Source organism: Wolbachia endosymbiont of Onchocerca volvulus str. Cameroon (genome assembly GCF_000530755.1).
Taxonomy (GTDB): domain Bacteria; phylum Pseudomonadota; class Alphaproteobacteria; order Rickettsiales; family Anaplasmataceae; genus Wolbachia.
The window spans coordinates 1-14,193 of record NZ_HG810405.1 but is presented as its reverse complement, the minus strand read 5'-3'; the positions used below and the strand labels follow the sequence as shown (position 1 = coordinate 14,193).

Here is a 14,193-nt window from a genome sequence, read left to right as displayed (position 1 = left end):
TTTAAAAAATCTAAAGAGAAAATTTAGTAAATAAGATAAACAACATAAACTTGATTTAACAAAATAAGAAAAATGAGAAGCTAAACATAAAAAATGTGTTCATTTGATTAATGGGGTACGGCTTTCTTTACAAGTTAGAAAGCTAAAGATAACTTCTAGTAAACATTACTAACATAGGAAAACAAATTTCCTAACTTACTTTGCTCTGATTTTTGGTTACAACTAATTTCTAATCATTTATTAGAAAAACCTTCAAGCCTAAAATATTGAACGTTACCAAAGTAAGAAAAAATTAAACGGTCTAAAATTAACTAGATCATTAAAAAACATTTATTCCCATCATTATTATACCTATATAACTTACGCCAATCTAAATTATGCAAGATGTATAAAAAGAAACATACTATACTTATCGCCAATAAGACAAAATAAAGACTTACAAAGCTATAAACTAGAACGGTTCCTATAGAAAGGATAATAAAAAAAAAGCCATATTACTATTATTTTAGAGGTACAATTCTATACCACTTAAAATAAGCTAGCTAATACTAAATATATCATATATTAGATTTATTTTATTAACACAAGGAAATACAGAATAGCTAACTTAGCATCTCACATGCTTTTACAATACTATTACACCCAATCTCTAGTTGCTCCTGAGAAGTCGCATAAGAAACTCTAATAAAGTTTTTCAGACTAAACGCAACCCCTGGAATCACAGCAACTAAATGGTCTTCTAACAAATACTCAGCAAAATCAAGATCATTATTTATTACTTTACCGTTTTTTGTACTCTTACCCAACAGATTTTCACACGAAATAAACAAGTAGAACGCACCTTGTGGAATAAACACCGACAACCCTGGAACGGAGCCCAATTTTTCAGCCACAAAATCTCTGCGATTTTTAAAAATTTTTATCCTTTCTTTTAGAAAATCATGATTACCATTTAATGCTTCAACCGCTGCTGCCTGTGCTATTGAATTTGGATTTGAAGTACTCTGAGACTGCAGTATAGAAATAGCTTTTACTACATCACTTCTACCAGCAACATAACCTATTCTCCAACCTGTCATTGCATAAGCTTTTGATACTCCATTAACTACAAAAACTCTGTCATAGAGCCTTGGCTCAACCTGAGCAATAGTAAAAAACTTTCCATCGTATACTATGTGTTCGTAAATATCATCCGTAATAATGTTCACGTGTGGATACTCAAGCAATATTTGTGCTATTTTCTTCAATTCGTCATATGTATATACAACTCCTGCTGGATTATTTGGCGAATTGAGAATTAACCATTTAGTCTTTTCAGTTATCTTACTTCTCAATAACTCTGATGTCAGTTTAAAGTTTTCCTTGCATTCTGCTATAACTGGTAAGCCGCCAAAAAAGCTTACCATATCAACGTATGAAACCCAGCAAGGAGCTGGAATTACAGCTTCATCTTCAGGGTTAATCGTTGCCATAAGCAAGTTAAACAGTACTTGCTTAGCACCAGCACTAACACAAATTTGGCTAGGCATATATTCAAGATCGTTGTCCCTTTTTAGCTTGTCAATTATCGCTCCTTTAAGCTCACGCGTTCCATCAACAGCAGTATACTTAGTTTTACCTTCATTTATTGCTTGGATAGCTGCTTTCTTTATATGACCTGGAGTATCAAAGTCTGGTTCCCCTGCAGCTAAAACACAGATCTCTTTTCCTTGACTTTTTAGTCTATTTACCTTATCAGTTACAGCAATTGTAGGTGATAGTTTTATTAAAGACATTCTTTTTGCGAGTTCTAACATAATCTTACTGAAGCCAAATCCAAATAATAAACCTCGTTCAACAAAAAAGCCAGAGATTTCGTTATCGTGTTAATAGTTTTTTACTAGATTCACTAATGCAGTAATATTTTCAACTGGAGTATCAGGAAGCACTCCATGCCCAAGATTAAATATGAAAGGTAAATCTCTAAAGCAATCCATTATATGTTTTGCTTCTTTAATTGCCCCTGCTTGATCGTAGGCTAAAAGACTAGGATTAAGATTACCTTGTAGAGGAACTTTTAGATTTGTCTTTGCCCATTCTACTGAAATGTCATAATCTATGCTTATCGCGGATATACTAGTCTGTTGACAGTAATCTTTGTAGAGCTTTCCAGCAGATTTTGGGAAACCTATTATCGGAAAATCTGAAAATTTATTTTTTATTGCTAAGACAATCTCTCTTGTTGGCTTAATGATATATTTTTTAAATAATTTTTCTGAAAGAATGCCAGCATTACTATCAAATAGCTGAATAACGTCCACTCCATACTCTATTTGTTTGGTTAGATAAATAATCGTTGCTTCTGTTATTTGTTCAATTATTTTTTCCAATTTTGAGGAACAAAAATTTAGCGCTTTGTAGAAAGTTCTATTGTTTCTACCTTCTATAATGTATGAAGCTATTGTCCATGGTCCCCCGGCAAATCCTATAAGAGACTTTTCCTCTGATAATTCATACCTTACTTTTTTTATAGCATTTAGAATTGGCAAAGTTTTAGTCTCAATTTTTTCTAAACCAGTTAACTCTTTAGGGTTTTCTATAGGCTTTATTACTGGACCTATGCCACGTACGAAATTTATATCACACCCTAAAACATCAGCTATTACTAAGATATCTGAAAAAATTATGGCTGCGTCCATATTGAATCTTGTCACTGGTTGGAGTGTTAGTTTTGTAATTAGATCTGTGTTATAGCATGCTTTCATAAAGTTGCTCACACCTTCCATTGCTTTATGATACTCTGGGAGAGATCTACCTGCCTGACGCATTAACCAAATTGGTGTTTTTTCGGCTTGTTTACTGTCTCTAATAATTCTTGCTATTATTGACTTATTCATTTTTTATATAAAAGGTATATATATAATAATAATAGATTCTTAATAATTTGTTGCTAGTTTAAAGGTTAATGATAACTCTCTTTGTCTCACTTGTAGATAAGTATGTTAATAACTTTAGTACGTTATTGGCTTTCTATTGTAAACCGTGTGTATAAGTGAAATGTTTAAATTATTGGCAATCTCTTTTTATGAAAAATTTTTTTTTGTTGTGTGTTGTTACATAGCTATGTATATGCTGGTGAGAAAGTTGTTGAGAAACTGTTAATATCTTATATCAACATATAACTCACAGATTAATTTAATGTTATTCACACACTTATTAAATATTTGACAACAGTTTTCTTGATAAATCTAATATGAAAGTGTTTTATCTATTACAGGAAGTAACTTGAATAAAAAAAGGACTTTAGGAGAAAAGATTGTGTGTAAAGTCTTTCTGTTTCTTTTCGGGAGATTTCGTATGCTGAGAAAATGTGCAATCGAAGCACTAATGAAAAATCTGCCAGGTTTTAATGTATTCAATGATTTGCTGAAATTTCATGACTGTAATATAACTGATATAATGACTCCACGTACAGAAATATGTGCGTTAGACATTGAATCAAGTAGACATGAAGTAATAAAAAAGATAAGAAGTACTCACCACACTAAGATACTAGTTTATAAGAACAACTTTGATAACATAGTAGGATTCTTTTATGTGAAAGATGTTCTTTTTGATAAAAATGAGATTTTTGATTTGAAAAGTCTTGTGCAAAACGTAATATTTGTTCCGCCTTCAATGAAGATTACTAACCTTTTTATTAAAATGAAGTCTGCTAGACCACACTTAGCTGTTGTGCTAGACGAATACGGTGGAACTGATGGTTTAATTTCAATGATCGACCTTATAGAAAAATTAGTACCGAACGTTAATAGTGAAAATGAATCTTTTGAATGCACAACCATTAAGTTATCTCAAAATGAATTTGAGGTGTCAGCGAGGGCTCTTATAAAAGATATAGAGGAAAGTTTAAAAATAGAATTACGTGATCCAAAAGAGGATTACGTTACGCTTGGTGGATTAATTCTTTCAATTGCAGGTAAGGTGCCTTCTGAGGGTGAAATTATCAAGTATAAAAATGGTGTAAAGTTTATCATTAAGGATGCAAGTGAGCGCTACATTAATAGAATAATATTAGACCTCAATGATTATAAAAAGTAGATTGGTCTCCTTTATAAAAAATTGTCTCATTTTTAGATAAGAGGGTTTACAACGTGTTGATACTCGCTTAGCGAGTATGCCTTCCTTTAAAGATGCTGAACAACTTTAGTTCCTATACTAATACTTAAGCTTGTAGATACTTTTTGTAAAGTGTGAGGTTATCCTTGAGTTAAAACTAAACCTATTTCTAGCAAATTATTTTTACAAGAACAATGTATTTCAGTGTTATAATATTCTAGTAATAGAGAAGTCATATAGACATTAACATCTTTTGCATTTAAATTAATACTATCTTTTTTTGTTAATTTGTTTGCTAAAGATTTGCTCATTAACTTGTGCTTGTTTAAAATTTTTATAGTTAATAACGTTTTACCTTCTGTTTGGCTTAATAAAACAGAAACTAATTCAACCTCTGCTATTACACTAGCTATAGTTAGTGCCATATTAGAAATTATCTTATTTATTTTTTCAATTAAATCTTCTTTACCTTTTACAGGATATTCGTCTATCTCCCACATAAACTTTACTTTTTTTTTAATAAGTAACTTTCAATGTTAGATTTAGTTTGGCCAAAATTGTAATTATCTGCTGAAGAAGAATATGCTTGCTTCATAACTTTATGTTTATTTATTAAATCATCAGAACTTTCTTTAAGTAATGACAACGCTTCTTTGCACGCAATGTCATTATTCTTATTGTATTCTTCAAACTCTTCTAAGCCAAACATTATTCCATTCATAGAATTAGCGAAGTCATGAAGCAGCTGTCCTGACAGTAATTCTGTTATTAATAACATGTTTTTGATGTTTTCATTCATTAGGCGATTGTAAATGATTTAAATTACCCTATATTGGTAAATGTGTGATAGTCAATTGAGAGGAAGTTTCGTTGTACTTTTTGTGATGGCTTATTAATATAGTATTAATAACTATGAAGTTTATAAAGAGATTATGAATACCTATTCTAAATCGGGAGTAGACCTTGAACTGTATAATAAGTTGATGAAAGAAGTCAAACTCATTGTTGAGAAAACTAAAAAGGAAGAAGTACTTAGTGAGGTAGGTTCTTTTTCTGCACTGTTTGATTTTGCTAAGTTAATTAAAAATTATAATCATCCTGTATTAGTTTCCTCAACCGATGGGGTAGGTACAAAGCTGTTAATAGCTCAAGAAGTAAATAAACATGATACTATAGGTATAGATTTAGTTGCAATGTGTGTAAATGACTTACTTGCACAAGGAGCAACACCTTTATTTTTTCTTGATTATTTTGCAACTGGTATTTTGAATAAAGATATTTTGCTTTCTGTAGTTTGTGGTATTGTAGAGGGATGTAAGAAAGCTAAGATAGGGTTAGTTGGTGGGGAAACTGCAGAGATGCCTGGAATGTATGACAATGATCATTATGACCTTGCAGGATTTGTAGTTGGAATAATTGATAAAAGTAAAATTCTTCCGAATTATAGTATAATGAAGGCTGGTGATTATATAGTTGGGTTAGAGTCAAGTGGAATTCACTCAAATGGGTTCTCTTTAGTACGTTGTGTTTTTAGAGATTTAGGTATAAGCTATAATGATTTATCTCCATGGAATAGCCAATTTTGGGGAGAAGTGTTACTTAAGCCAACAAAGATATATGTTGACTCTCTGTTACCTATTACACCGCAAGTAAAAGGTATTGCACATATTACAGGTGGTAGCTTGGTAGATAATATCCCACGGATTCTTCCAAAAAATTTGTTTGCAAATATAGATACTAGTTCTTGGGAATGGCCAGATATATTTTTATGGTTAATGGAAGAAGGCAAGATAGGAAAGAAAGAAATGTTAAAGATATTTAATTGTGGTATTGGTATGGTATTGATCGTGGATCCTGAGAATATGCAAAATGTAAAAGATCATTTTCAAAAACATGGGGAGAAAACTGAAATTATTGGAAGACTCAATGAGGTATGTGACCCTTCCTTTGATAGAATAGTACTTAGTTAATCTAACTTTAATGATAACCTTTTTGCAACTTCTAAGTATGCTTCTTTTAAGTCCCCTAAGCTTAAACGAAAAATATCTTTGTCTAATTTTTTGTGTGTATTTTTATCCCAGAGTCTACAATTATCAGGGCTAATCTCGTCAGCTAAGACGATTTTTGTACTGTTATTTATTAATCTGCCAAATTCTAATTTGATATCGACCAGGTCCATTCCTGCGTTTGAAAACAAGTTTGTTAGAAATGTGTTGGCTTTTAAGGTTATAATTTTAATTTTTTCTATTTCTTTACGAGATAACCAGCCAAAATATATGATATGGTTTTCATTTACCATTGGATCAGCTAGATTATCATTACCATTGGATCAGCTAGATTATCATTTTTATAAAAAAACTCAATTATAGGAGATGTAAGTCTCTTACCTTCTTTTATATTAAAGCGCTTACAAAAACTTCCTGCTGCAATGTTTCTCACTACTACCTCAAGAGGTACAATTTTTAGTTTTTTAACTAGCTGTTCTCTTTCGTTTAGAGTTTTTATAAAGTGTGTATTAATTACCATTTTCTCAAGTTTTTCCATGATGAAAGCACTGATAAAATTATTGATTATTCCCTTACCTTTAATAACCTCATGTTTTTTTTTATTAAATGCTGTAACATCGTCTTTGAAGTGCTGTATCACGGTTAATGGGTCTTTAGTTTCAATAATAGACTTAGCTTTACCTTCATATATTATTTTACCTGGTAGCATAAATGGTTTGACTATGTATTATAAACATAATATCAATTTCTACTTAGGTTTGCTACAAATCTATAAAGATGTTCAATATTACAATATTAACCATATTTCCGGAGATGCTTCCTGGGTTCCTAGAGTATTCTCTTGCTGGAAAAGCGTTAGAAAAAAAAATATGGAACCTTGAAGTAGTAGATATACGTTTTTTTGCTGAAGATAAACATTCAACAGTAGACGATGTTCCATATGGAGGTGGAGCAGGAATGATTATGCGTCCCGATGTGATTGGTAGTGCAGTTGATAGTGTTTTTTCTGCCCATAAGAATACTAGATTTATTTATATGACTCCATCTGGCACAAAATTTAATCAGAATGTTGCAAAAGAATTAATAAAATTCTCTCACATAACAATATTGTGTGGTCGATTTGAGGGTATTGACCAGAGGGTGATTGATGAGTATACTCCTTATGAATTAAGTATTGGAGATTATATCCTTTCAGGAGGTGAACCAGCTGCTATGGTGGTTATTGATACATGTGTTAGGCTTCTTCCTGGAGTAATAGGTAATTCAGATAGTCTTATTGAAGAAAGTTTTAGTTATACTGGTGGTATACTTGAGTATCCTCAATATACTAGACCTAAGCAATGGAGAAAACGTAAAGTCCCTGAAGTTTTGTTGTCTGGTGACCATGAAAAAATAAATGGTTGGAGGCAGAGGCAGTCTCAAATTATAACAAAGAGACGTAGACCTGAATTATTAGGTGGAGAAATAAATGATAAATTTACTTGAAAAGTTTAATAATAAACAAATGAAAATGCTAATTAAAAAAGTACCAGAGTTTCGTTCTGGTGATGATTTAAAGGTCACTTTTAAAATAGTTGACGGTGCAAGTGAGCGTATCCAAATATTTGAAGGTGTATGTATATCGAAGAGGAATCGTGGATTACACTCTTCTTTTACGGTTAGGAAAGTGAGTTATGAGGAAAGTATAGTATCCCAATTTTTTGTTTGTTCTCCTACGTTAGTTTCAGTTCAAGTAACAAGGAAGGGAAAGGTTCGTAGAGCAAAGCTGTATTACTTATGTAAACTATTTGGAAAGTCTGCGAGAATAAAAGAGCGTACTACTTATAAAAGCGATAGGGTCTAGGTGAGTGAAATGGAGTTTTGACGTCAACATCGTACAATAATGTGAGCACTAAGGTGACAAAAAAGGTATTAGTATTTAATATGAGAGAATATCTTATTTAGAATAGTTATAAAATGAGCATAGAGACAAAATTCCTTAGGTTGCTTCGCTCCAGGCGTGTACACGCTCGTATAAAAAGAAAAAATAAAAGAAATAGAGTATTGTATTTTTGTTCTTTTATAACGTTAGTTATTTCACTTGGTTGTCCTATATGTATATTGCTGAGTATATTAATTAACTCTTATAGCGCCTTAACAATAACAAAAATTTTATTGCCAATAGAAGTAAACTCTGATTTTTTTTTAGCGGGTAGTCCTAGTGATTTAAGATACAAATCCATTGAACTACTTAATGATTCACTGCGTAGAGTATTTAAAGGAACTGATTTTAAAAATAGTGACGAGATTCTGAGTCGTAGTTCTTATAAGGAATTAGAGAACTTTTTTTGTAGAAAAGTGGAGTATGGTGGTAAATATGAAATCTGGTTTACCGCATCAAGTATAATTAATTCAATAAATAAGAATAAGTATTTTAATGATCATCACGCTAAATTACTTAACTGGCTAAAAGAGAAGAAAAGGGTAAAAAAATTCTTTAATAAATCTTTGTTTCTTAAATCTGATTCTCGTGAACCTGAAAATGCAGGAATTTTAGGAGCATTTGTTGGCTCTTTAATGACGATTATGGTATGCTTAGCTTTAGCATTACCAATAGGAATTATGTCAGGTGTTTATCTTCATGAGTTTATGTCAAGAAATAGTGTAATGACTAATATTGTAGAGGTTAGTATAAATAATTTGACTGCAGTACCTTCAATAATATTTGGAGTAGTAGGCCTAACCCTCTATCTTGGCATATTTGAACTACCTCGTTCTTCGCCAATTGTTAGTGGAATGACTCTTTCATTTATGATGTTGCCTAATATTATAATTGCAACAAAAAATGCCTTTGCAAATGTTCCTATTACGATAAAGGATGCAGCTTTTGCTCTTGGGGCTCCTCATATCAAGGTAATATTAGATCACTCTTTGCCGATTGCGTTACCAAGAATAATACATGGTACTATGCTTGCGGTTGCAAGAGTTTTAGGTGAATCTTCTCCTTTGCTTATGGTGGGTACGGTAGCATTTATCGCTGATACGCCTGTATCCTTTTTCGATCCAGCAACTGTTTTACCTGTACAAATATACATATGGTCAAGTAGTCCTGAAATTGCGTTTATTGAACTTGCTGCTATTGCAATTATAGCTTTACTGATAATGTTATTTGCTCTAAATTTAGTGGCAAATTTTGTGAAAAGAAAATTTGAGTTTTTTAATTTTTAATTCATGAAAGTTATTATTTTATTTGGTTATGGTTTAAATTGTGAAAAAGAAACTGCATTTGCATTTGTAGAGTGTAGCAGAAAACTTGGTATTAGTAATGTAGAAGTAAAAATTGTTCATATTAATGAGATTATATGTAATCCGGATGAATTGAAATCGAGTGATATACTTGTAATTCCAGGTGGTTTTTCTTACGGTGATAACACTGGTGCTGGTAATGCTTTTGCTCTACGCATTAAGAACAACTTATTGAATCAATTTCAAGATTTTTTATCTAAGGACAGGCTTGTTATAGGAATATGCAACGGTTGTCAAATATTAGTAAAATTAATTCCAGAATTTTTTGATTTAGCTTTAGTACGTAATGATATAGGCAATTATCAATGTCGTTGGATTAGAGTTAAAGTTAATCCACATAGTAATTCTATTTGGCTACATGGTCTAGATGAGTTGTATCTTCCTATTGCTCATGGGGAAGGTAAGTTTTTTATGAGCAATGGTGTTTTGAGCCATTTGATTAAAAATAACTCTATTGCACTGCGTTACGTTGATGAGAATGGTAACTATGCTAACTTGCGGTTTCCTTATAATCCAAATGGATCCATATATGACTTAGCAGCTTTGTCAGATAGGAATGGTAAGGTGTTAGCTTTAATGCCTCATCCGGAGAGAGGGATATTTTTTACTCAGCAAGATAACTGGCCACTTGAAAAAGAAAAGTGTAAGCGCCTAAAGTCCGCTGTGCCAAAGTATGGTGATGGGATGCTCATATTTGAAAATGCATTGAAATATTTTTGTTAGGATGATTTTACAGATATTTAATTGCAAATTAATCTGCAAAATTTATGTTTTGTATATACCCATAAGAAATAAAAATCTTTTTTTTCGTCTTGACACTATAATAGTAGTGTAAGTGTTAAAGAATAAAGGATTATATAATGATCATGAATTTGCCTATTTTATTGGAAAATTGATATAGAAAAATTGACACTTTCTGTGAATCTTTCTTTTATAGATTCAATAGATTATTGTACCGAAGTTAGTAAAGTTATCAAAATTTCTGCTTCCACTTCACTAGAAATATGAGCTTGTTTTAAATAATTCTTTCTTTTTTACTAGAGGATTATCTTTCTAAATAGGAAATTAGATAAAAAGTTCATATTTCCCCTAATATATTAAATTATTTTGCTATTATTAATTGGTGTACTAATCAAAATTATTTGCTCAAAATTTATCAAAGTTGGAAAAAAGAGGATTGTCATTACTGCATATTTTCTCCAAAAAATGGGTGAAAGTTAAATATCAAAGCGTTATAGTAAAAGCTTTGATATTTAATAGTAATAAGGTCTAACTCTTTTCTCTTGGAAGAGGGAAGAATAATATCAACTTGATTTTGATTGTTATAGATAGAGTTAGTCTATATAGAAAATAAATTGGAGTATAAAAAGTAAACGATGATGAAATATATTAAAATATCTTATAAAACTCTTTTTTTAGTATATCATCTAATTCAGGCAGTGGAGCTTCAACTCCTAGTTTTTTCATTGATGTAATACCGTAGTCTTTTAGTCCACAAGGGATAATGCCCTTGTAGTGAGAAAGATCTGGAGAGACGTTGAGCGCTATACCATGGTAAGTTACCCATTTTCTTAAACGAATACCGAAAGCTGCTATTTTTTCTTCTACTCCATTTTTAGTTACCCAAACACCTATTCTATCTTCTTTGAATTTTCCAAATATATTGAAGTGCCTTAAAACGCTTATGATCCAATTACTTAGGTTTCTAATATATAGTTTTATATCGCATTTATTTCTTTTTTTAAGGTTCAACATTAAATATATAATACGCTGTCCTGGACCATGGTATGTATACTTACCACCCCTACCTGTTTTATGCACAGGAAACAATTCTTCAACGATTTCATCATCTATTGCACTAATCCCTGCTGTGTATAGTGGAGGATGTTGGAGTAGCCATACTAGCTCGTCGGATGAATTGTTATAAATTTCTTGAACTTTTGTTTCCATGAATTTTACAGCATACTTATAATCAATAAGCTGATCAGGTATTAGCCATTTTACCATGTTCAATTTCTTTGTTCTTTAGATCTGTTATTGATGTTAATGATACTCTAATCCCGAAAGAAATCCAGAATTTTGCTAAAGAAGACTATATTATTAAAGATATTATTGCGTTTTTGAGCGATCATGCGGTTGTAGATACTACACTTCGGCGCTCTTTATTTTTATCGATGCTGGTTAGGAAAAGTTACACCTGAAGGTCTATCAATTACTGAAGTTGCTTTATTCTCCTAACCTAATAATATCAAAATTAGAGTTTGTTGAGAGTAATTATGACTTATAGATTAATCAGTGGTAAATACTTATGCTAGATGATATGATTGAATTGAAAAATAGCAGGAAAAACTACCAACATAACTTTGCCTTCTGCGACAGATAAGATTAAAATTATTGAGGGAATAATGTTTCTTATGTATCTGCTGTACTTGTGAATAATAATAACTACGACTTTAATTTTGGTAAGCTTGACCGAACATATAGCAATGTTAAATCTTAAAACCTTCAATCTTTTGAGTACTTTAATATGAGCTACACCAATTATGGTGGTGCGTATAATGTAGATCAATATAATTAAACTGGTACTTGTGAAAACTAAGCAATGTTCAAAATAGGGTAAGATCAAAATGTAGTATGTAAGTCAGCAGATGGAAGGTGGTGGTAATTTAAGTGGAGAATAATATTAACTCTTAAGAGCGGAGAACGATCATTATTCAGGTCTTGTGTTAATGATTGAGGTTAGTCTTTCTTAAAGAAGGCTTGGAAAGTAAAGGTGAGTGTTAATATAAAGAATTTTCTTGGAAATACTCCTTTAAATTATGTTGTTGAATTAATAGTAATTGTATATAGTAAAACTAAAAGCTGCGAATTTGTATGTAAGTAAGAGGAATTTGTAATTTCAAGCTCAAATGATACTGAAAATAAAAAAAGAGAGTATTCCTACATAACTTGTATAAGCAGTTAATTGATACTTTACCTCAGCCACTCTTACTATGGGTAATTCACTTGATAGAATAAAAACCTTTCTAAAAGAAAACAGAGATGGATTTAAGATGAGGATGAGGCTTGAGATTCAATGAAAAATATCTGATTGATTCTGTTACTTTCGAAGATACTACAGTACGGCATGTTCTAAAGCTGGAATTGTGTGTGATTATTTTAGGGATGATTAAAAATAATCATCAAATAGGAATCTTAATAATTCAAGTGCTGGGCAACTTCAGGCAGCTATCCGACTTGTAATTAGTGATTATGTACATAAATATTCATTGATGTGGAAAAAACATGTTTCCTAATTACGTCTAAATAAATTACAACACAAAATCTTCCGCTCATTGTTTAATTAAGGTAACTTTTTCCCTCTTTTGCGTGTTACGAAACTGAGTTTTCAATGACTACTTATCACGCAGCTGATCTATATGTATAATGCTACTGCTTAATAATTTTTTAGTACATTTTTTACCATTGTATTTTTTGTCAGAATCTATACTGATTTTATCAAATATTAAAACATCTCCTGAAGTTTTATCGTGAAACTCACTGATAGCAAAAAGTGATACAGTAATTTGTTCTTGTTTTCCGTGAAAGCTTAACCTGACACTAAATCTGTCCTCAAAAACTTTTAAACCATGAGACTGATGCTGTAATATGATAAGCATTTGGGTAGGGTATGACTTTTTCAAATAATCTGGCACGATAACGCCATTAAGATATGTAAAAAATAGTATTTCTAAATGAGGTGTGAAATCATTATCTGATATGATGGCTAAAGCCTTTTTGACAACTTGAAACTTTGCAAAAGTAAGTGATTTTTTGTAATCTGTTTTATTCATATAACTTTTATACACATAAATTCTTGGGGAACTTTCTGTTACCCGGCGTTCCCAAACCGTGCTTATAGTAATAAGATTATAGCTTAGTTTAAGCAACTAATGCTACAACATTACTATTAGCAGCAAAATTATCGTTTGCATCTAAATTATAAACTCTTAACGGTGGTATCTGACCGAGCAAAGCTACCATCTTTACTATGTATGTCGATCCTTATTCACCCCCATGTAAAAATATGGTGGAGGCGCCGAGTACTGCCCTCGGGTCCAATACACCTATTACAAGGTAATTTTATTGCCATAGTGTACAAAATGCACACACTTATTATGTAGTAGCATTGAGTAGATGTCAAGATATTTAACTTCAAGATGATTAATAACTAAAGTAAAATTAAGATTTCTTAGTATAAAGAGATTACTTTATTTGTTTATTTAATGATACTACTGGTTACAATAAAGGTATTTAGAGAGCTTAAAATTTATCTCTGCCTACAGGTTTTTATCTAAATTTCAGTTAAAATGAAGTGTACACATTTTTTAATGTACATAGGTGCGTATACACGTGTTTAATCTCTTTCACGTATGCATTACATTTTTTTTGAATCTTTTTTTATGTGGTGGACCTTATGTCTAAAATTTTATACTCTTAATAAAAAACCACTTAAGCTATTAAAATCCTTAATTATCACATGCCTGTATAAGTATTGAATAGGGGGGGAGTTTATATCTTGAAAGGGTCGTATACATTAGTAGTTCTTTTTGAGTCGCTTTTTTTTAATTTCTCACTTAATAATCTTAGAATAGGCTGTAAATCATCATTAATTGATAAACATAGTATTTCTTTATTAAGATAATTAACTAAGTAATTTCTCTTTTTAAGAATTTCTGCTTCTTGCAACAAGTCGCATTTGTTTAATACTACAATTTCTTCCTTTTTAATGAGATTATAATTGTAAAGCTTCAACTCATTGCGT

Annotated in this window: 12 protein-coding genes, 1 other RNA gene and 2 pseudogenes; 6 read left to right on the top strand and 9 right to left on the bottom strand. The window is 31.2% G+C overall.

Annotated elements, in window-relative coordinates:
- Positions 1 to 602 precede the first annotated feature (602 nt).
- Positions 603 to 1,796, bottom strand: coding sequence for a pyridoxal phosphate-dependent aminotransferase (locus WOVOC_RS00080; RefSeq protein WP_025263923.1), 1,194 nt, complete (start codon positions 1,794 to 1,796; stop codon positions 603 to 605).
- 69 nt (positions 1,797 to 1,865) lie between these two features.
- A complete protein-coding gene (gene hemE, locus WOVOC_RS00075) occupies positions 1,866 to 2,876 on the bottom strand; it encodes a uroporphyrinogen decarboxylase (RefSeq protein WP_025263922.1) in 1,011 nt (336 codons plus the stop codon).
- 388 nt (positions 2,877 to 3,264) lie between these two features.
- Between hemE and WOVOC_RS00070 the strand changes: the two genes are divergently transcribed.
- Positions 3,265 to 4,080 carry a transporter associated domain-containing protein gene (locus tag WOVOC_RS00070; RefSeq protein ID WP_025263921.1) on the top strand — a complete coding sequence of 272 codons (816 nt, stop codon included), beginning with the start codon at positions 3,265 to 3,267 and terminating at the stop codon, positions 4,078 to 4,080.
- Positions 4,081 to 4,238: 158 nt separating this feature from the next.
- Here the strand turns inward: WOVOC_RS00070 and WOVOC_RS00065 are convergent, their stop codons facing one another.
- Positions 4,239 to 4,598: a hypothetical protein gene (locus WOVOC_RS00065; RefSeq protein ID WP_014868916.1), complete on the bottom strand. Its 360-nt coding sequence runs from the start codon at positions 4,596 to 4,598 to the stop codon at positions 4,239 to 4,241.
- A 5-nt stretch (positions 4,599 to 4,603) separates the two neighbouring features.
- Positions 4,604 to 4,897 carry a hypothetical protein gene (locus tag WOVOC_RS00060; protein ID WP_014868915.1) on the bottom strand — a complete coding sequence of 98 codons (294 nt, stop codon included), beginning with the start codon at positions 4,895 to 4,897 and terminating at the stop codon, positions 4,604 to 4,606.
- A gap of 133 nt (positions 4,898 to 5,030) precedes the next feature.
- On the opposite strand from WOVOC_RS00060, the gene purM reads away from it, so the two are divergent.
- Entirely contained in the window at positions 5,031 to 6,068 is a 1,038-nt protein-coding gene (gene purM / locus WOVOC_RS00055) for a phosphoribosylformylglycinamidine cyclo-ligase (RefSeq protein ID WP_025263919.1), read from the top strand.
- Here purM and purC read toward each other — a convergent pair.
- Positions 6,065 to 6,813, bottom strand: a pseudogene (gene purC / locus WOVOC_RS04080) (phosphoribosylaminoimidazolesuccinocarboxamide synthase). The gene purM and the pseudogene purC overlap by 4 nt on opposite strands.
- 68 nt (positions 6,814 to 6,881) lie before the next feature.
- On the opposite strand from purC, the gene trmD reads away from it, so the two are divergent.
- The 4 genes from trmD (at position 6,882) to WOVOC_RS00030 (ending at position 10,112) form a co-directional block, all read left to right on the top strand.
- On the top strand, positions 6,882 to 7,589 hold the full coding sequence (gene trmD / locus WOVOC_RS00045) for a tRNA (guanosine(37)-N1)-methyltransferase TrmD (protein WP_025263918.1): 708 nt from the start codon (positions 6,882 to 6,884) through the stop codon (positions 7,587 to 7,589).
- Entirely contained in the window at positions 7,573 to 7,947 is a 375-nt protein-coding gene (gene rplS / locus WOVOC_RS00040; protein ID WP_025263917.1) for a 50S ribosomal protein L19, read from the top strand. The genes trmD and rplS overlap by 17 nt, the downstream gene beginning before the upstream one ends.
- 113 nt (positions 7,948 to 8,060) lie before the next feature.
- Positions 8,061 to 9,311 (top strand): phosphate ABC transporter permease PstA, encoded by a 1,251-nt coding sequence (gene pstA / locus WOVOC_RS00035; RefSeq protein ID WP_025263916.1) that lies wholly within the window; start codon positions 8,061 to 8,063, stop codon positions 9,309 to 9,311.
- Positions 9,312 to 9,314: 3 nt separating this feature from the next.
- On the top strand, positions 9,315 to 10,112 hold the full coding sequence (locus WOVOC_RS00030; protein ID WP_025263915.1) for a phosphoribosylformylglycinamidine synthase subunit PurQ: 798 nt from the start codon (positions 9,315 to 9,317) through the stop codon (positions 10,110 to 10,112).
- 666 nt (positions 10,113 to 10,778) lie between these two features.
- Here WOVOC_RS00030 and lipB read toward each other — a convergent pair.
- The 4 genes and pseudogenes from lipB to WOVOC_RS00005 all read right to left on the bottom strand — a co-directional run.
- On the bottom strand, positions 10,779 to 11,396 hold the full coding sequence (gene lipB, locus WOVOC_RS00025; RefSeq protein WP_014868908.1) for a lipoyl(octanoyl) transferase LipB: 618 nt from the start codon (positions 11,394 to 11,396) through the stop codon (positions 10,779 to 10,781).
- Between the two features lie 1,388 nt (positions 11,397 to 12,784).
- Positions 12,785 to 13,222, bottom strand: a complete 438-nt coding sequence (locus WOVOC_RS00015) for a ClpXP protease specificity-enhancing factor SspB (RefSeq protein WP_025263914.1) — start codon at positions 13,220 to 13,222, stop codon at positions 12,785 to 12,787.
- 24 nt (positions 13,223 to 13,246) lie between these two features.
- Positions 13,247 to 13,576: a transfer-messenger RNA gene (ssrA, locus tag WOVOC_RS04380) on the bottom strand.
- A gap of 364 nt (positions 13,577 to 13,940) precedes the next feature.
- A pseudogene (locus WOVOC_RS00005) lies at positions 13,941 to 14,193 on the bottom strand (GTPase ObgE); the annotation flags it as partial.